Below are 18,119 nucleotides of genomic sequence, written 5' to 3'. Positions count from 1 at the left end.
GTTGAATTCACGCATTTTAAATACATTAGAATATGAACAAGTCAAACAGATGATGATGCCTTATTTAGTGACAGCCCAAGGGCAAGAAGAGTTAGCGGCGTTAGAACCCGTTGCCGATGAAACGGTCATTCGTCAGTGGCTTGATGAGACGCTTGATGCTTTAAAAGTTCAGCGATTACGTGGAGGCATTCCGATTCCCAAAATTGAAAACATTCGCCCCCATATGAAACGCATTGAAATTGGGGCGGATTTAAACGGTCATGAACTTGCACAAGTAACGCGCGTACTCACGACGACGAGTGAAGTTAATCGTTTTATTGACGATTTGGTCGAAGGGGAGCTTGAATTTGCTCGTTTGTATGATTGGGCCAAACAATTAACGCATTTACCTGAACTGACACGACGGTTAAAAATAGCGATTGATGAAGATGGTCGAGTGACCGATGATGCGTCCGATGCGTTACGTCAAATTCGTAGTCAAATTCGTCGAAGCGAACAGAGTATCCGTGAGACATTAGATGGTTTGATTCGAGGCAATCAGGCGCGCTATTTAAGTGATGCAATTGTCACCATGCGGAATGAACGTTACGTGATTCCTGTTAAACATGAGTATCGCAGCATGTTTGGTGGGGTCGTCCATGATCAGAGTGCTTCTGGACAGACATTATTTATTGAACCAAAACAAATTGTCGAATTAAATAATCGTCTAAGACAACATCAAATTGCCGAAAAAAATGAAATTACGCGAATTTTATCCGAACTTTCAGCTGCCCTTGTGCCGGCACGCAAAGAAATTATTCACAATGCGTTTGTTATCGGGAAATTTGATTTCATGAATGCGAAAGCCCGATTTGCCAAAGCGATTAAGGGTGTTGTTCCAGCAATTAACGCTCAAAACTACGTGGTCTTTAAACAAGCACGTCATCCCCTGATTGCAATGGAAAAAGTAGTTGCCAATGATATTGTGATTGGTAAAGACTACCAAGCGATCGTGATTACCGGACCAAATACTGGGGGGAAAACCATTACGTTAAAGACATTAGGCTTGTTGCAGCTAATGGGGCAATCAGGATTGCCGTTACCAGTCGCCCAAGAGAGTCAAATGGGGATTTTCAAGGAAGTGTTTGCGGATATTGGGGATGAACAATCGATTGAACAAAATTTATCGACGTTCTCTTCTCATATGACAAATATTGTGAATATTTTAAGTAAAGCTGATGAGAATAGTTTAGTCCTTTTTGATGAGTTAGGGGCAGGAACTGATCCTCAAGAAGGGGCGGCATTAGCGATTGCGATTTTAGATGAAATGGGTGCGCGCTCAACGTATGTCATGGCGACGACACATTATCCTGAATTAAAAGTCTATGGGTACAATCGCCCCGGGACCATTAATGCATCGATGGAATTTGATGTCGACACGTTAAGTCCAACATATCGCTTATTAATTGGGGTGCCTGGTCGAAGTAATGCGTTTGAAATTTCGAGTCGCTTAGGTTTGAGTCCTTTTATTATTGAATCGGCGAAACAAATTATTGACGGTGAGAGTCAAGACTTAAATGAGATGATTGCTGATTTGGAGAATCGTCGTAAGATGGCCGAAACAGAGTATTTAGAGCTTCGTCAATCATTAGAAGAAGCCGAAAAAATCCAAGCTGACTTAAAAATCGCTCACCGTGAGTTTTATGAAGAACGGGAAAAAGAATTAGCCAAAGGTCGAAAAGAGGCCAATGCGATGATTGAAGCCGCAAAAGAAGAAGCCGAAAAAATTATTGCGGATATTCGGCATATGCAATTACTCGGAAGCCAGTCGAAAGTGAAAGAGCATCAGCTAATTGATGCCAAACAAAAATTAGCGAACTTAAGTCATCCTGAAGATCATTTGCAAAAAAATAAAGTGCTCCAAAAGGCGAAAGCAGCTAAAAAGCTAAAAGTCGGCGATGACGTGATGGTCACATCCTTTGGTCAACGCGGCGAGTTGTTAAAAAAAGTAGGGGATCATCAATGGCAAGTGCAACTTGGTATTTTGAAAATGACGATTTCAGAAGAAGAGATTGAACCGCTTGCGCCGGCGAAAGAAACAAGTCATAGAGTCGTTGCAACCGTTCGCTCCAGTCAAGAAGCACATGTCGATGCGCAACTAGATTTAAGAGGCAAACGTTATGAAGAGGCCTTAGCAGAGGTTGATCAATATATCGATAGTGCCCTGTTAGCCAATTATCCACAAGTGACGATTGTCCATGGAAAAGGCACAGGCGTATTGCGCCAAGGAATTGTCGAATACTTAAAAAATCATCGCAACGTGAAGAGTTTTGCATTTGCTCCGGCGAATCAAGGGGGCAACGGTGCGACGATTGTGACGTTTAAATAAATAAAAGCAAGCATGATTGTAGGCAAAAAAGAAATTTGGTGCTATACTTTCAACATAAAATGGAGGTTATGAAATGACAAAAGAAATTACAGATGCAACCTTTGCACAAGAAACCGATAAAGGCTTAGTATTAATTGATTTTTGGGCAGCGTGGTGTGGTCCTTGCCGCATGCAAGCACCTATTCTTGATCAATTAAGTGAAAAATATGATGAAGAAGACTTCAAAATCACGAAAATGGATGTGGATGCAAACCCAGCAACGCCAGCTGAATTTGGTGTGATGAGTATTCCGACATTAATTTTGAAAAAAGACGGCGAAGTCGTTGAAAAAGCAATCGGTGTTCAAAATAAAGAGCAATTAGAAGCAATGATTGCCCCTTACTTGTAAAAGTTCAGTGTAAGAGTCTTAAAATCCCTGTGATTTTAGGCTCTTTTTTTCGTCTGAGGATGCTTCATGTTATACTTAATTAGGAAGAAATGTTAGAGAAGGATGAATTCAATGAATGAACAAATTCAACATAAACTGGCTTTATTACCCGACCAACCTGGTTGTTACTTGATGAAGGACAAAAATGGGACGATTATTTATGTCGGAAAGGCCAAAGTCTTAAAAAATCGCGTACGCTCCTATTTCACTGGAAGTCACGATACCAAAACAACTCGTTTAGTGAGTGAGATTGTTGATTTTGAGTATATTGTGACAGAATCAAACGTCGAAGCGTTATTGCTTGAAATCAATTTAATTAAGAAAAATGATCCGAAATACAATATTATGTTAAAAGATGATAAAACCTATCCTTTTATTAAAGTAACGAATGAGAAATATCCCCGTTTACTTATCACTCGTAAAGTCTTAAAGGATAAAGCGCTCTATTTCGGTCCATATCCTGATGTACGGGCAGCTAATGAGATTAAGAAATTACTCGATCGGCTGTTTCCACTCGTAAAATGCGGCCCTGGGAACACGAAACGACCATGTTTGTATTATCATATGGGGCAGTGTCTATGTCCGTATTATTTTGATGTTGATCCAGCGGTCTATAAAGGGATCACGGAAGACATTAAGCAGTTTTTTAACGGAAATTACACTCAAATTGAAGAAACCTTAACGACTAAGATGCACCGAGCCGCCGAAGAAATGGCCTTTGAACAAGCGGCGGAATACCGGGATCAAATTCGAGCGATTGAAACAGTCATGGTGAAACAAAAAATGACCAATAGTGATTTACTCGATCGCGATGTTTTTGGGTATCACGTGGATAAAGGTTGGATGTGTGTACAAGTTTTTTTCATCCGACAAGGTAAATTAATTGAACGGGATGTCTCCATTTTCCCTTTTTATAATGAGGCGCAAGAGGATTTTTTAACTTTTATTGGGCAGTTCTATCAAAAAGCCGAACATATGACACCAAAAGAAGTTTTGATACCCATGGATATTGACCAATTGAGCGTCGAGGCCATTGTTGCAACGAAAGTCCTTCGACCGCAACGTGGCGAAAAGAAAAAGTTAGTGGCTTTGGCCAATAAAAATGCGGAAATGGCACTCGCAGAAAAATTTGATTTAATGGATCGACAAGAAGAGCGAACCATTGGCGCGCTTGAAAAACTTGGCAACGCCTTGAACATTCCGATGCCGATTCGAATTGAAGCTTTTGATAACTCAAATATTATGGGGACGGACCCTGTTTCGGCGATGGTTGTCTTTATCGATGGGAAACCTGCTCGTAAAGAGTATCGTAAATATAAAATTAAAACGGTCACCGGTCCAGATGACTATGCTTCGATGCGCGAGGTCATCTATCGTCGCTATTCCAGAGTTTTAAAAGAAGGCTTACCGTTGCCGGATTTAATTATAATTGATGGTGGTAAAGGACAAGTGGATATCGCGAAAGACGTTCTAGAAAATCAGCTGGGAATTGACCTGCCTGTTGCGGGCTTAGCTAAAAACGAGAAACATAAGACGAGTGAACTACTTTACGGGGAAGCGTTGGATCCGATACCACTCACGCGTAACTCCTCCGAATTTTTCTTGTTACAACGAATCCAAGATGAAGTGCATCGTTTTGCGATTACATTTCATCGTCAACTTCGAAGTAAAAATAGCTTTGCGTCGAAGTTAGACGATATTGAAGGATTAGGACCTAAACGCAAAAAAATGTTATTAAAGGCGTTTAAATCGATGAAAAACATTCAATCCGCTGATATTGAAGCGTTAGTTGCAATTGGGTTGCCGCAACAAGTAGCGATGAATGTCTATCAGGCTGTTCGTCGTGAGGAAACGTCAAAATCCGACGAAAGCATGAGTACAAGAAAAAAATAATATGTTATGCTTAATTGGTACAAATTCAGCGGGTTAGAATGGAGGAGAAAAAATGTTAGAAGTGAGAAATTTAACGAAAACGTTTGGAGACTATTACGCCGTCGATCATCTGTCCTTTAAAATTGAACCAGGGAGTATTATGGGACTTATTGGTCAAAATGGCGCCGGGAAAACAACGACTTTTCGCTTAATTTTAGATTTTTTAACCGCCAATCAAGGTGAGATACTTTGGAATGGGAAAAAAATCGGAAAAAATGATTATGATATTATCGGTTATTTGCCAGAAGAACGTGGGCTCTATCCGAAAGTTTCAATTCAGGATCAATTGATTTATTTTGCGCAATTACGGGGCAAAACGAAAAAAGAAATTGAACCTAAAATCGATGAATGGCTTTCTCGCTTTCAAGTAAAAGGTAAAAAAACAGATAAAGTTAAGACGCTCTCAAAAGGAAACCAACAAAAAGTCCAATTAATTGCGACCTTAATTCATGAGCCTCAATTAATCATTTTAGATGAACCCTTTAGTGGCCTTGATCCGGTGAATGCGGAGTTGTTAAAAGAAGGAATTCTTTCTTTAAAAAAACAAGGGTCCTGCGTCATTTTTTCAAGTCATAATATGGAACATGTTGAGAAAATTTGTGATCATTTAGTGATGTTAAATAACGGGAAGTCCGTCTTAAATGGTGTGGTTCATGAAATTCGTGAATCATTTGGTCGAACGAAAGTCTTTTTGGAATCCCCCCTCACGCGAGATGAGATTGCCTTGTTAGACGGTGTGACTGACGTGCGCGAGCGAGAAGATCAGACGTTAGAAATCACGTTATCAAATCCCGAAGTCGGAAAAGAAATTTTTCGACTAGCGACAGCCGATGGTTATATTCCGATGTTTAATCAACAACCACCCACTTTAGAAGAAATTTTTAAACAGAAAGTAGGGGAAGCGAATGTCTAAATTTTGGGTTATTACAAAAGATGTGTATCGTAAAAATGTCCGTTCGATTTCATTTATTATCATGTTGCTAGTGCCTTTTATCGCTGCAGCGGGACTATACATCATCAACCAAGTCACCGACAATGCCACCGAAGAAGGAGATACGATCGGAGTCGTCGTTCAAGGAGATTCGGATCTTTTAAATACAGTAGAAGTTCAAACCGTTCTCGATTCCATGACCGTTTTAAATTCCAAAGAACAAGGGGAAGAACAATTAAAAGAAGAAGAAATTGATGGATTGCTTTTGCTATCGGTGGAAAAAGATCAAATCAATGGCGAATTTTATAGTTCAAATACCATGCCACAAGTCACAATGGCGTTAAATCAGCAACTCAACCAATTACAATCTTCGTTGCGAGCAAAAGCTCTAGGATTGTCTGAAGAAGAAGTCGCTTCTTTAAATGCTTCGGTCCCATTTTCTGTACAAAAAATTACATTTAATGAAAATGGCGAAATGAATACCGAAGAAGATTTTACCAGTATTCGTTTAGTTGTCGGAATGGCCACAACTATCTTACTTTTTATTTTTATTGTCACGTATGCAAGTATCATTGCCCAAGAGATTGCTTCTGAAAAAGGAACGCGCATCATGGAAGTCATTTTATCAAGTGTCTCAGCACGGAGTCACTTTTATGGGAAATTAGCTGGAATTTTACTGGTTGCGTTGACGCAAATCGTGGTGTATGCCGTAAGTATTGGTCTCGGTTTTTATTGGTTAAAAAATAATTCGACGGTCCAAGCTTTTTTAGCAGAATTTTCGATTCGCGATATTTTAGGAGAGTTTCTAGCTTACACACTGCTTTATTTGATATTAGGCATTTTGATATATGCAGTACTGGCGGCACTTTGTGGGTCATTAGTGAGTAAAGTCGAAGATGTCAGTAAAGCGATTTTACCCGTCACCTATTTATCCTTAGCGGGTTATATGATTGGGTTGAGTTTAGGAATGGCTAATCCTGATCATCTGGTGATTCGTGTCACATCGTTTATTCCCTTCTTTTCTTCTTATACGATGCCAATTCGCTTAGCAAACAACTTTGTTTCCACGGGTGAAGTCTTGTTATCTTTAATGATTTTAGTCTTAAGCATCGTTGGTTTAATTATTTTTTCTGAAAGAATGTATAAAGCCAACGTGCTCGTCTATAACGATAATGGCATTTTTGCTGCACTGAAACAATCAGTCAGTTTAATGACGAAAAATAAAAGTGGAGGCGTTCAAGATCATGAATAAAAAATGGAAAAAAATGCTAATTCCTGCAAGTTTCATTGGTGTAAGTGTTGGATTGACTTATTTTCTATTTCGTAATGAACCAGATAAAGAAATGCTAAAAGAAGAGAAAAAAACAGTAGATACGCCCTCTCGTGTCATACAAAAAGAAGTGTTTTTAATGGCGGATGATGGACTACCACTAGCATTAACGGTAACGCAACAAACAGGTCAAGTACCAAAAGCGATTGTTCAAATCATTCATGGGATTTTAGAACACAAAGATCGTTACCAAGATTTTGCGAATTATTTAGCCGAGAATGGCTATATCGTGGTGACAAGCGATAACCGAGGGCACGGAGAATCAACGAATTCAAGCAATCCACGGGGACATATGCCAAGTGTGGAGCGCATGATTGCCGATCAAGTCGCGATTACTCATTTTGCAAAACAACAATATTCGGATCTTCCTGTGTATTTATATGGTCATTCTTTCGGGTCGATCCTAGCGCGGAATTACTTACAAGAACATGATAAAGACATCGACAAGCTATTATTAACAGGGACAGTTTGTTACCAAAAATTAGCGCCAGTTGGTCTAAAATTAGCCGATTTTGCGAATCGATTTGTTGGGGAAGAACAACATTCTTGGATATTAAAAAAATTATCCGGCTATGGTGAAACAGATAAGAGTTGGTTAACGAATGATTTAGAACAAATTGTCAAAGTGAATCAAGATCCTAAAATCATTGCCGGCTATGACAATATTGGCGTAACGACTATCTGGACTGCCGATTATGGCTTAAAACAAATCGAGAAATATACTTGTCAAAATCCTGATTTACCCATTTTGAGTTTGAGTGGCGCCGATGACGTGAAGATTACCGGGGGCGTTAAAGGACTGTTGGATACCAAACAAACGCTCGCAGCGATTGGGTACCGTCAAATTGAAATGATTGAATTTCCAAATATGAAACATGAAGTTCTAAATGAAATTGAGAATGAACTGATTTATCAACGAATTCTCGCCTTTTTTGAAGGGGATTAATAAAAGTAAGGGGCTGTGACGTTTGTCACAGCCCCTTAGCTATACGAATGAGTGATGATCGAATTCTGCGTTTTTGGAAAATTCACGCCATTTTATTAGAAAAAAATGTCTTTTTTTGCATCTTTTTATTTCTTTATCCTTGTATGAAACGATTGAAAATGGCTTGTTCTTCGGTGATTTTTTCACGTGTCAGCTCAGGATGCCACTGAATACCATAGATTTCTTGGTTAGCATCGATTGCTTCAATCCCTTCAATTACCCCATCTGTTGCGCGAGCGCTGATTTTAAAGCCTGGCGCCAATTGGTCGATTGCTTGATGATGGGCAGAGTTCACTTCGTAGTTTGCGGGTAAGAACGTCGCAAGCCAACTCTTGTTTTCCACGTAAATCGAATGACTTGGTTGTGCCATGGATTGTTCTTGGACATGAGTAAGCGTGTCTGTCTGAAGCAACGATAAATCTTGATAGACGGTCCCGCCGCAAGCGATATTAATTAGCTGCATGCCCCGGCAAATTCCTAAGATGGGCATTCTTTGTTTCATTGCTTCGTGAATTAAGGCGATTTCAAAGCGATCACGGGCTTCATTGGTTTCTCCTAGTAAGGGCGTCGCTTCTTGCTGATAGAAGTGGGGCGCGACATCTTGGCCGCCTGCTAAAATCAGCCGATCAATAGTATCAATGTATTCTTTGGCATGGCTTGCATCATCAATCGGGATAATAAAGGCTAAACCACCTGCGTCTTTGATTCCCTCAACATACCCTTTACTTGTATAAGACATCCAAAAATCAATTTTATCTGTTAAGAAAAAACGCTCATTGGCCACAATCCCAATTTTAGGTTTCATCAAATTCCTCCTCTTAAACTAAAAAAAGAATGACAACGGCGTGTCATTCTTTAATACTTTATCAGTTTAGCATTCTTTTTTCTATATTATTGTCACGAAAATAGCATAGAAAAAAACGAATACTGCTCACCCACCAGCACAGTACTCATTTTTTTAGATTGACTAGTCGGCACGAATGACTTCGACTTTATAACCATCGGGATCAATAATGAAATAATAAGAAGGCGGAACCCCAGGTAACCCTTTTAGATCAGTCACTTCAAATCCTGCTTCTTGGTGTTTTTTGTGTAACGCTGCAACATCTTCTGTCGCGATAGCAATATGACCGTAACCATTCCCTAAATCATAAGCCTCATGATCATAGTTATACGTTAATTCTAATTCATATCCATCACCTGGTAACGTTAAATAAACTAACGTAAATTTTGCTTCTGGGAAATCGCGTCGACGACTTTCTTCAAAACCGAATGCTTTTTGATAAAACGCGACAGAAGCTTCTAAATCCTTGACACGGACACATGTATGAGCCATTTTCATTGATGAATCATCCTTTCAAAATATCATAACTCAATCATAACATATCTTCCTTTTGAACGTTAGAATTTTGAATAGATATTTTAGGTAAATACTTCATGAGAAAACGCTTGTTTATTTATTAGAATTTCGTTAAGATAAAGAAAAAGAAATGGGAGTGACAAAGATGGAGGTACCAACTTTTGGAGAACGAAAAATTAGTTGTGACTATCAAGCAAGATATGGGGCTTATGTTGTAGTACCTCAGGAGAATCAAGAAACAATCATTTTGGTCCAAGCTCCCAATGGCGCCTATTTTTTACCGGGTGGAGAAATTGAAAAAGAAGAGAATCACGTCGAGGCGATTAATCGCGAAATGTTAGAGGAATTAGGTTTTGTCGTTGAAATTGGTGCGTACTTTGGGGAAGCCATTGAATATTTTTATTCGCGTCATCGACAAATTCATTTTTATCATCCAGGTTATTTTTATGAAGTAACAAAGTGGCTAAAAGTAGCAGAACCGACAGAAAAGACCAATCGTCTTCATTGGGTGACACCTAGTGAAGCACTGACTTTATTAAAAAGAGGCAGTCACCGTTGGGCAGTTGAACAGTGGCTGAAGCAAAAAAGCTAAATTAGGAGCTATTACACTCCTAGTTTAGCTTTTTTATGATTTTATTCGCGTATCATTTAGAGTTAACTCACTACGAAAAATGGTTTATCCATTTAAGACAAACTTTTCAATCGCTACAGCCACCCCATGCTCGTCGTTAGAAGTCGTGATGAAACTTGCAGCATTTTTAACATTTTCAGTAGCGTTGCCCATCGCAATGCCAAGCCCAGCGTACTGAATCATCGGCAAGTCATTTTCATTGTCCCCTAATGCCATGACCTCACTGGCTTCAATACCTAAATGAGTGGCAAGTAGATGAATCGCGGCACCTTTATCGACTTTCTTATTTAAAAATTCTAAGAAATAGGGGGTGCTTTTGACGATGGTATAGCGTTCGTAAAATTCTTCCGGGATCAACGTAATGGCTTGGTCTAACAATTCCGGTTCATCAATCATCATCATTTTAATGATGGTTAAGTCCTCTGTCATTTCTTCTTGTGTCCGATATTTTAACGGCATATTGACTAAATGTGACTCTAATACGGTATAGCGACTAATATCACGATTAGATGTAAACATCGTATCTTCTGTTTCCGTATGTAAATGGATGTTTAATTTGCGTGCTAAGCCGTCAATTGCTAAATAATCCTCATGAGACAGTTCGAATTTTGAAACGACTTCTTTTGTTTTCGTTTTTTGAATAAGCGATCCATTGTAGGTCACCACGTAGTCATTATCACTATATAAGTCAAGTTCAGCGATTAAATCTTGCACGCCTGTTAATGGTCGACCGGTACAAAGGACGATTTTCACGCCTTTTTCTTCCGCTTTCTTAAGTGTTTCTTTCACTTCATTGGTTAAATGGTGTTGGCTGTTTAATAACGTACCATCAATATCAATGGCAATTAATTTAATCGACATGTTGTATATCCTCCAATAATCTTTTTATTCGATTAACGCGCCATTATGAATATGAGCGTTAAACTGTTTGTAGGTTTCACTAAATAAATCATAGTTGTCTTGTAAGGAGAAATCAACCATCTCTTTCGGGAAATAAAACCGTTGATCACCTTGACCTTGGCCTGCTAAGGCTTCAACGAGTTGGCTGACTTTGGATAGTTCCACCAAAGTACCATCTTTTTCTTGTAATTCAATTTGCGTGCGCTGTTTATTGGATTCCGGACGATAAAAATCGTACGGTAAATCAAAACTTGAATGGACCGCTGTATAATAAGTCGGATTAAAGCCTGTTTTTTCGACAAGTGAACGCATCGTTTGCAGCAATTTTTCTTGATTTTGTTTATCAAAGCGACAAGATTTTAAAGGCTTGCGATTTAAGAAACGATAGGAAAGATCTTTTAATAAGGAATCGGATTCATCTAACCAGTGATTAAAATACGTGTTTAATACGCCATCATCTAGGCGTAAGTAATCATCCATCGTAAAATGATTTTCCAAAAATGGAATTAAAAGTGGGGAATGATTGCTGAAAATTTCTTTGTTTTCGAGATACACTTCTTTCGCACGTTGTAATAAGTGTTCTAAAATCACTTCCATGGCACGGGAAGTTGGGTGAAAATAAACTTGAACATACATCTGGTAGCGACTGACAATGTAATCTTCCACAGCATGCATACCATTCATTCCAAAAGTGATGCCCCCTTGATAGGGGCGAATGACTTGTAAAATCCGCGTCAAATCAAAAGTACCATACTCTGTCCCTGTAAAGTAAGCGTCGCGCAATAAATAATCCATCCGATCGGCATCGATTTGACTAGAAATCATTTGGATCACTTGGGGATTCGGATATTTTTTTTGAATGACACTCGCTACTTTTTCAGGAAATCCTGCTTCCACACGATTTAATATTTGATAAATTTCTGTCTTTGGTGAACAAATAATTTGAACGGTTAAGGCTTCGTGGTTCGTCTGAAAGATATGTTCAAAAGTGTGAGAATAGGGACCATGTCCTACATCGTGTAGTAAGGCTGCACAAAGCGTAATCAGCCGTTCCCCGTCATCCCAACCACCAGTTCCGATTTTCTCAACGGAATAATTTCGGTGGAAGATATCGCAAATGCGACGAGAAATTTCATAGACTCCTAATGAATGCGAAAAACGACTATGTTCGGCCCCGTGAAAAGTAAGGGAAGCCGTACCGAGTTGTTTAATGCGGCGTAAACGTTGAAATTCTTTAGAATCAATTAAATCAAGAATAACCTGATGTTGGACATGAATATATTGATGCACAGGATCACGAAAGACTTTTTCTACCGGTAGTGTTTGGTATTTATAAGGAGTATTCATCTTTAACCTCCTGAATTTTTTGGTTTCGTTTGACCATCCCTGACCATTTCTGCTCGAATTTCTCTTCTAATTGATGGTGATTTAACCACTCAAAGGGGTCATCTAAACGATCAGTTGGTTGGAATAATGCTTCGAAACGTTCTTTCACTTCGTTAACTAAAATCGGGCGCTCAAGTAGCGTTTCTAAGGTCACCATGCTATTTGGATCAACACTAGGATAACTATTATCAGGTCGAAGTGGATCCAAACTCTGCTGATAAAATTCTCGGACGAGGTTTCCTCGAGCCGTTTGATTGCCATTGACACTTAAATACATCATCACAGCAATTCCTTCTTTGATGCGCCGTTGAGCGATGCCAGCAATTTTTTGACCATTGACACTTAAGTCATAAGTTCCAGGACAATAGGAGCTAGCAATTTCATAAGCTTCGATTTGAAGTTCGGGAAAAGCTTGTTGCGTCAATGAAACCATTTTTTCATATGCGTGATCGGTAGAGGCACTATCTGCTGTTTTTGGGAACAAGTAACTAATATTTAAAATCCCTTCATCGGCAATGACACCTAATCCGCCAGAGTTACGGATGACCGGAACGTAAGAGTGTTCGATGATTTTTTTAATTCCTTTTTCAACAAAAGGTGTTCGTGTATCTTTCATTCCTAAAATGAAAGTATTTTCTAATTGCCAAAAATGAATAATTTCTATATGATTTGAATGAACGAATTCAGTAAAGATATCAGTGAGTGCAAAAGGCAAAAAAGATTGTTCTTTGGCCGGAGTGATTTGATTGAAAATAAGTCGTTGCATAAAAATACCTCTTTTTTACATGATTTTAGTGTTCATCCTTATTATATACGAAAGATGAGAGAAAATCTGTTGAAAAGAAAGAGAAAAAAACGAAGGAGGCAATCATGAGCTTGAAAAATGGCATGAATGTCAATATTTATTTAAAAACCAAGGTAATACAAGGAGAAGCCATCGAAGAATTTTTGTTTGAACTAGTGGGACAAGTCGTTCGTGTCGGTCATCATTTGTATATTCGGTATCAAGAACCACAAGAAGATGGTGTGACGTTTGTTCCGGTAACTGTCAAAATTTCGCCAGATGAAAGTGTGCAATTAACACGTGTCACCGATAGTCGCTTACGGTTTAAATTTCAGTATCAGGAAATGACGGATACAAAATATCCAACACCTTATGGCAGTATGTTTTTTCAAGTCTATACCAAGGATTTGCATGTGAGTTTGACTGACTATCCAACCGCTGGGAAAATTCGAGTACAGTACGATTTATTAATGGCGAATGAGAGAATCGGCGAATATGAGCTGTACTTAGAATTTACTAGCTAAGAGTTTGATTAATTTGCAAGAATAAATTGCTTTTTTTAAAACATTTTTGTATGATTAAGAATAGACTGTGAAAGGACGTGTCCCGAGTGGAGATTAATGTATTTGAAGGCGTAAATAAAGATGAATTATCAATGATTGAAGTAGCGCATGCGATTTTAGAGCAAAAAACAGATGTCATGGATTTTTCTGATTTGGTAAATCAGATTCAAGGATATTTAGGGAAATCTGATAGTGAAATTCGTGATTCCTTAGCGCAATTTTACACAGATTTAAATATTAATGGTAGTTTTATTTCATTAGGAGACAATCGTTGGGGCTTACGTTCATGGTATGCGATTGATTCAATCGATGAAGAAATTAACCATGGCTTAGAAGACGAAGAAGATGAAGACAAACCGCGCCGTAAGAAACGTAAAAAAGTCAATGCCTTTATCACTGGTGATGAAGATGCGATTGATTACAATGATGATGATCCAGAAGATACTGATTTAGTCGATGAAGATGATGATGTGTTTGAAGATGAAGACGAAGATGAAGACGTTGAAATCAAAGCCTACAATTCTGATTTACAAGAAATTGGCGCAGATAAAGACGAAGAACTTACGGGTGGAATCGAAGATGAATTAACCATCATTGATGAAGATGACTTAGAAGTTGATGAGGAAGACGACGAAGACGAAGAGGAATACGAGTTATAAGTCGTATAAACAGGCCACTCTCTGACAAAAAGAGAGTGGCCTGTTTCATTTTTCGCAGCCATAGAAAAAAACTTCACTTTGTCAAAGAACACAAAGTGAAGTATACTAACTCTGATAGCGATAGTATGCGCCCTGAGGGAGTCGAACCCCCGTCACAAGAACCGGAATCTTGTATGATATCCACTACACTAAGGGCGCGCATTACTCTAAATAGATTAGCAAACTTTCAGAATAATTACAAGGGGAAATCCAATGAAATTTCAACAACAGTATACTCAAAGCCAACAGCAAAAGCAAAATCAGACGCAAAAGTTAGCATTGACACAACAATTGCAACAGTCGATTCAAATATTGCATTATTCGACAGAAGAACTACGTGCGTTTATTGAGAATGAATCATTAGAAAATCCGCTAATCGAATTGGTCGAATCGGTTGAACCAACGGATTCCAATTTGAACGAGTACGCTAAAACATACACGCATGAAACGGCGGATTATTTAACCCAAATCCCGGATACATCCGTCTCATTATTTGAATCACTAATCGAACAAATTCATTTGAATTATCGCGATACTTATTTACGGACGTTAGTATTGTTTTTAGTCGAATATATCGATTTGAATGGTTTTTTAACTATTACAGTTGAAGAAGCCGCAAAACAAACGGGATGTGATTTTGTGCAGATGCTGGATGCCTTAACACTCATCCAACAATTAGAACCTGCAGGGGTCGGTGCACGTAATTTACAGGAGTCACTAATGCTCCAGACAGAACGAGATGATCAATCTCCTGCCTTAGCTTATATCATATTAGAAGAGTCGTTTGACGATCTCGTCGCACGTAAATGGGACCGAATTACGAAAAAATTTAACATCACCTTGAAAGAGGTGCAAGAAGTTTTTGATTATCTTCAACACTTAACTCCGACACCAGGCGCAGTCTTTGAGGACACAAAAGATTTATATATTGTCCCAGATTTAACAGTCCGAAACCGCGAAGGGCAACTACAGCTACTCTCAAACAAGCACAGTATCCCTGAATTAAGATTTCAAGAACAGTACTTTAAGCAAATGGAACAAAGTGGGGATGTCGAAGTCGCACAATACTTAAAAGCAAAGAAACAAAATTTTGAATCGTTAAAAAAAATGGTGGAACAACGAGGAAATACGATTTATCGGGTGGGACAATTTATTGTGAAGCATCAAAGAGATTTCTTTTTAAAGCCAGAAAGACCGATTAAGCCTCTTATTTTAAAAGAAATTGCCGAAGCATTGGCACTCCACGAATCGACTATTAGTCGAGCTGTGAATGGGAAATATATCGCCACGTCATTTGGGGTATATGAATTGAAGCACTTCTTTAGTTCAAAAATTACGTCAAAAGATGGAGAAGAAAATTCAACAGATGAAGTAAAAACCTGGATTCAGGAAATGATTCAACAAGAAAACAAACAAAAACCATTGTCAGATCAAAAAATCGTAGAAGCCTTGGTTAAGCAAGGTGTTGATATTTCTCGTCGGACAGTCGCAAAATATCGGGAACAATTAGGAATCCCGGGATCAAGTAAACGTAAAAGATATGATTAAATCATTCAAAAGGACAATCTTTGTTCTTTCGAATGGTTTTTTTAATGGAATTAGTTGCGTGAAAGGTTGGATTATGCTAAAATTAATGTTGTGAGGGACAACAACAATAACGAGGAATTCTTTTTTTTGCTCTATCTGGGTCGTGTTGAGTCTATATGGGACTAAAGCTGTCCAACGGAGGTTGTGTAATGCTTGAAGATCTTAGAGTGATGGAAGCCATCGCTCCAGAAATATTAACTACAATTCAAGAACGGTATCGCATTTTACAAAATATTTATTGGATGCAGCCAGTCGGTAGACGTGTTTTGGCAGATAATTTGGCCGTTACAGAGCGAGTACTTAGAACAGAGACTGATTCGTTAAAAAAATTGGAACTCATTGAAACATCAAAAAGTGGGATGAAGCTCACCTCAAAAGGCGAAGAAGTCTATCATCAATTAGGACATTTAATGGATCAATTGTTTGGGATGGACCGCTTAGAACGTCGCTTAGCTGATTATTTTGGTATTAGTCGCTGTATTATCACTCCAGGAGATAGTGATCGCCAAGAAAAAGTAATTGAAGAGTTTGGTCATCTTTTATGGGATGCCTTAAACAAGCAATTACCAATTGGGGAAAATATTATCGCCGTGATGGGTGGCACAACGATGGCGAATGTTGCCGAAAATCTTTCCATTCTCGAAACCCATAATCGCCACAACATGTTTGTACCGGCGAGAGGTGGTATTGGTGAGTATGTAAATGTCCAAGCGAATTCAGTCAGTGCCGTGATGGCCATGCGAACAAGAGGGAATTATCGATCGCTTTTTGTCCCCGAACAATTAAGTTCGGCCACATATGATTCACTTTTACAAGAACCGTCGATTTTGGAGGTTTTGAACTTGATTAGTGAAGCAAATTGTGTTATTCATAGTATTGGAAGGGCAATTCACATGGCAGCTCGAAGAAAGATGACTGAAAAAGAACTGCTTATGCTAAAACAAAAAAATGCTGTTGCAGAATCATTTGGTTATTTTTTCAATGAATCGGGCGAAATCGTGTATCGAATTCCTCGAATCGGCTTACAGTTGAAAGATATTTTAAATATCCCCTATGTTTTTGCTGTCGCTGGTGGCAAAAGTAAAGCCAAAGCCATTCACGCATATATGAAAAACGCACCAAAACAGACGTGGCTCATCACTGATGAAGCCGCCGCAAATGAGATTTTAAAAGGGTTATCCCTTTAAAAATAAAATTTTTATGATTTATATCATAAGGAGGAAATTTTAAATGACAATCAAAGTAGGTATTAACGGATTTGGACGTATTGGACGCTTAGCTTTCCGTCGTATTCAAGATGTAGCAGGAATTGAAGTAGTTGCAATCAATGACTTAACAGACGCAAAAATGTTGGCTCACTTATTAAAATATGACACTACTCAAGGCCGTTTCAACGGAACTGTTGAAGTGCACGAAGGTTCATTCAACGTGAACGGAAAAGAAGTTAAGGTTTTAGCAAACCGTAACCCTGAAGAATTACCATGGGGCGAATTAGGCGTAGATATCGTTTTAGAATGTACAGGATTCTTCACTTCTAAAACAGCAGCTGAAAAACATTTAGCAGCAGGCGCTAAACGCGTTGTTATCTCAGCACCAGGCGGAGACGATGTTCCAACAATCGTTTACAATGTTAACCATGATATCTTAACTGGTAAAGAAACAGTTATTTCAGGTGCTTCATGTACAACTAACTGTTTAGCACCAATGGCTAAAGTTTTAAATGACAAATTTGGTGTTGTTGAAGGATTAATGACAACAATCCATGCTTACACAGGTGACCAAATGACTTTAGATGGACCACACTCTAAAGGTGACTTCCGTCGTGCACGTGCAGCAGCAGAAAATATTACTCCAAACTCAACAGGAGCAGCTAAAGCAATTGGTTTAGTTATCCCTGAGTTAAACGGTAAATTAGATGGCGCAGCACAACGTGTTCCTGTAGCAACTGGTTCATTAACTGAATTAGTAACTGTATTAAACAAAGAAGTAACAGCTGACGAAGTAAACGCAGCGATGAAAGCAGCAGCTGACGAATCTTATGGTTACAACGAAGACGAAATCGTTTCTTCTGATATCGTTGGAATCACTTACGGTTCATTATTTGATGCAACTCAAACACGTGTCTTAACTGTAGGCGACAAACAATTAGTTAAAACAGTATCTTGGTACGATAACGAAATGTCTTACACAGCACAATTAGTACGTACGTTAGAATACTTCGCTAACTTATAAGATTC

General features: G+C 38.7%; 17 protein-coding genes and 1 tRNA gene. 12 read left to right on the top strand and 6 right to left on the bottom strand.

What is annotated here, in order from left to right; all coding sequences use genetic code 11:
* Position 1: 1 nt before the first annotated feature.
* From IGI68_RS00690 to IGI68_RS00665, 6 genes are all read left to right on the top strand, one after another.
* On the top strand, positions 2 to 2,368 hold the full coding sequence (locus tag IGI68_RS00690; protein WP_438733168.1) for an endonuclease MutS2: 2,367 nt from the start codon (positions 2 to 4) through the stop codon (positions 2,366 to 2,368).
* Between the two features lie 73 nt (positions 2,369 to 2,441).
* Positions 2,442 to 2,756: a thioredoxin gene (gene trxA, locus IGI68_RS00685; protein WP_071874264.1), complete on the top strand. Its 315-nt coding sequence runs from the start codon at positions 2,442 to 2,444 to the stop codon at positions 2,754 to 2,756.
* A gap of 111 nt (positions 2,757 to 2,867) precedes the next feature.
* A complete protein-coding gene (gene uvrC / locus IGI68_RS00680; protein ID WP_438729502.1) occupies positions 2,868 to 4,688 on the top strand; it encodes an excinuclease ABC subunit UvrC in 1,821 nt (606 codons plus the stop codon).
* Positions 4,689 to 4,740: 52 nt separating this feature from the next.
* Complete coding sequence (locus tag IGI68_RS00675) at positions 4,741 to 5,640, top strand: ABC transporter ATP-binding protein (protein WP_071874262.1); 900 nt, start codon at positions 4,741 to 4,743, stop codon at positions 5,638 to 5,640.
* On the top strand, positions 5,633 to 6,910 hold the full coding sequence (locus IGI68_RS00670; RefSeq protein WP_273229441.1) for an ABC transporter permease: 1,278 nt from the start codon (positions 5,633 to 5,635) through the stop codon (positions 6,908 to 6,910). Before IGI68_RS00675 ends, IGI68_RS00670 begins: the two co-directional genes overlap by 8 nt.
* A complete protein-coding gene (locus IGI68_RS00665) occupies positions 6,903 to 7,934 on the top strand; it encodes an alpha/beta fold hydrolase (RefSeq protein WP_438729497.1) in 1,032 nt (343 codons plus the stop codon). Before IGI68_RS00670 ends, IGI68_RS00665 begins: the two co-directional genes overlap by 8 nt.
* 133 nt (positions 7,935 to 8,067) lie before the next feature.
* Here the strand turns inward: IGI68_RS00665 and IGI68_RS00660 are convergent, their stop codons facing one another.
* Positions 8,068 to 8,778 (bottom strand): gamma-glutamyl-gamma-aminobutyrate hydrolase family protein, encoded by a 711-nt coding sequence (locus IGI68_RS00660; RefSeq protein WP_438729494.1) that lies wholly within the window; start codon positions 8,776 to 8,778, stop codon positions 8,068 to 8,070.
* 162 nt (positions 8,779 to 8,940) lie between these two features.
* Positions 8,941 to 9,315: a lactoylglutathione lyase gene (gloA, locus tag IGI68_RS00655; RefSeq protein WP_071874259.1), complete on the bottom strand. Its 375-nt coding sequence runs from the start codon at positions 9,313 to 9,315 to the stop codon at positions 8,941 to 8,943.
* A 163-nt stretch (positions 9,316 to 9,478) separates the two neighbouring features.
* Between gloA and IGI68_RS00650 the strand changes: the two genes are divergently transcribed.
* The gene (locus IGI68_RS00650; RefSeq protein WP_071874258.1) at positions 9,479 to 9,925 is read left to right on the top strand and encodes an NUDIX hydrolase; all 447 of its coding nucleotides are present in this window, start codon (positions 9,479 to 9,481) and stop codon (positions 9,923 to 9,925) included.
* A gap of 84 nt (positions 9,926 to 10,009) precedes the next feature.
* Here the strand turns inward: IGI68_RS00650 and yidA are convergent, their stop codons facing one another.
* From yidA to IGI68_RS00635, 3 genes are read right to left on the bottom strand one after another with little or no spacing between them, the layout of a single operon-like run.
* Complete coding sequence (gene yidA / locus IGI68_RS00645; RefSeq protein WP_273233392.1) at positions 10,010 to 10,825, bottom strand: sugar-phosphatase; 816 nt, start codon at positions 10,823 to 10,825, stop codon at positions 10,010 to 10,012.
* A 24-nt stretch (positions 10,826 to 10,849) separates the two neighbouring features.
* The gene (locus IGI68_RS00640; RefSeq protein ID WP_071874256.1) at positions 10,850 to 12,211 is read right to left on the bottom strand and encodes an HD domain-containing protein; all 1,362 of its coding nucleotides are present in this window, start codon (positions 12,209 to 12,211) and stop codon (positions 10,850 to 10,852) included.
* Positions 12,195 to 13,016: a lipoate--protein ligase family protein gene (locus tag IGI68_RS00635; RefSeq protein ID WP_071874255.1), complete on the bottom strand. Its 822-nt coding sequence runs from the start codon at positions 13,014 to 13,016 to the stop codon at positions 12,195 to 12,197. Before IGI68_RS00635 ends, IGI68_RS00640 begins: the two co-directional genes overlap by 17 nt.
* Positions 13,017 to 13,120: 104 nt before the next feature.
* On the opposite strand from IGI68_RS00635, the gene IGI68_RS00630 reads away from it, so the two are divergent.
* Positions 13,121 to 13,558, top strand: a complete 438-nt coding sequence (locus IGI68_RS00630; RefSeq protein ID WP_438729487.1) for a DUF1934 domain-containing protein — start codon at positions 13,121 to 13,123, stop codon at positions 13,556 to 13,558.
* 86 nt (positions 13,559 to 13,644) lie between these two features.
* A complete protein-coding gene (rpoE, locus tag IGI68_RS00625) occupies positions 13,645 to 14,256 on the top strand; it encodes a DNA-directed RNA polymerase subunit delta (RefSeq protein WP_071874253.1) in 612 nt (203 codons plus the stop codon).
* Positions 14,257 to 14,382: 126 nt separating this feature from the next.
* Here rpoE and IGI68_RS00620 read toward each other — a convergent pair.
* Positions 14,383 to 14,454 (bottom strand) — tRNA-Arg (locus IGI68_RS00620).
* A gap of 54 nt (positions 14,455 to 14,508) precedes the next feature.
* On the opposite strand from IGI68_RS00620, the gene rpoN reads away from it, so the two are divergent.
* The 3 genes from rpoN to gap all read left to right on the top strand — a co-directional run bounded on the left by rpoN (position 14,509) and on the right by gap (position 18,114).
* Complete coding sequence (gene rpoN / locus IGI68_RS00615; RefSeq protein ID WP_438729484.1) at positions 14,509 to 15,843, top strand: RNA polymerase factor sigma-54; 1,335 nt, start codon at positions 14,509 to 14,511, stop codon at positions 15,841 to 15,843.
* Between the two features lie 188 nt (positions 15,844 to 16,031).
* Complete coding sequence (locus tag IGI68_RS00610) at positions 16,032 to 17,069, top strand: sugar-binding domain-containing protein (protein ID WP_273233376.1); 1,038 nt, start codon at positions 16,032 to 16,034, stop codon at positions 17,067 to 17,069.
* A 43-nt stretch (positions 17,070 to 17,112) separates the two neighbouring features.
* Entirely contained in the window at positions 17,113 to 18,114 is a 1,002-nt protein-coding gene (gap, locus tag IGI68_RS00605) for a type I glyceraldehyde-3-phosphate dehydrogenase (protein ID WP_071874250.1), read from the top strand.
* The last annotated feature ends 5 nt before the right edge of the window (positions 18,115 to 18,119 follow it).

The sequence above is a fragment of the Enterococcus sp. DIV1314a genome, from assembly GCF_051713805.1.
Taxonomy (GTDB): Bacteria; Bacillota; Bacilli; order Lactobacillales; family Enterococcaceae; genus Enterococcus_I; species Enterococcus_I aquimarinus.
Note: the sequence above shows the minus strand (reverse complement) of the source record. Positions and strands in the feature narration are given on the sequence as shown.

Excerpts from the sequence above, each read along its gene's own strand:
- trxA (WP_071874264.1), top strand. The coding sequence starts at position 2,442 with ATGACAAAAGAAATTACAGATGCAACCTTTGCACAAGAAACCGATAAA.
- uvrC (WP_438729502.1), top strand. The coding sequence starts at position 2,868 with ATGAATGAACAAATTCAACATAAACTGGCTTTATTACCCGACCAACCT.
- IGI68_RS00675 (WP_071874262.1), top strand. The coding sequence starts at position 4,741 with ATGTTAGAAGTGAGAAATTTAACGAAAACGTTTGGAGACTATTACGCC.
- IGI68_RS00670 (WP_273229441.1), top strand. The coding sequence starts at position 5,633 with ATGTCTAAATTTTGGGTTATTACAAAAGATGTGTATCGTAAAAATGTC.
- IGI68_RS00665 (WP_438729497.1), top strand. The coding sequence starts at position 6,903 with ATGAATAAAAAATGGAAAAAAATGCTAATTCCTGCAAGTTTCATTGGT.
- IGI68_RS00660 (WP_438729494.1), bottom strand. The coding sequence starts at position 8,778 with ATGAAACCTAAAATTGGGATTGTGGCCAATGAGCGTTTTTTCTTAACA.
- gloA (WP_071874259.1), bottom strand. The coding sequence starts at position 9,315 with ATGAAAATGGCTCATACATGTGTCCGTGTCAAGGATTTAGAAGCTTCT.
- IGI68_RS00650 (WP_071874258.1), top strand. The coding sequence starts at position 9,479 with ATGGAGGTACCAACTTTTGGAGAACGAAAAATTAGTTGTGACTATCAA.
- yidA (WP_273233392.1), bottom strand. The coding sequence starts at position 10,825 with ATGTCGATTAAATTAATTGCCATTGATATTGATGGTACGTTATTAAAC.
- IGI68_RS00640 (WP_071874256.1), bottom strand. The coding sequence starts at position 12,211 with ATGAATACTCCTTATAAATACCAAACACTACCGGTAGAAAAAGTCTTT.
- IGI68_RS00635 (WP_071874255.1), bottom strand. The coding sequence starts at position 13,016 with ATGCAACGACTTATTTTCAATCAAATCACTCCGGCCAAAGAACAATCT.
- IGI68_RS00630 (WP_438729487.1), top strand. The coding sequence starts at position 13,121 with ATGAGCTTGAAAAATGGCATGAATGTCAATATTTATTTAAAAACCAAG.
- rpoN (WP_438729484.1), top strand. The coding sequence starts at position 14,509 with ATGAAATTTCAACAACAGTATACTCAAAGCCAACAGCAAAAGCAAAAT.
- IGI68_RS00610 (WP_273233376.1), top strand. The coding sequence starts at position 16,032 with ATGCTTGAAGATCTTAGAGTGATGGAAGCCATCGCTCCAGAAATATTA.
- gap (WP_071874250.1), top strand. The coding sequence starts at position 17,113 with ATGACAATCAAAGTAGGTATTAACGGATTTGGACGTATTGGACGCTTA.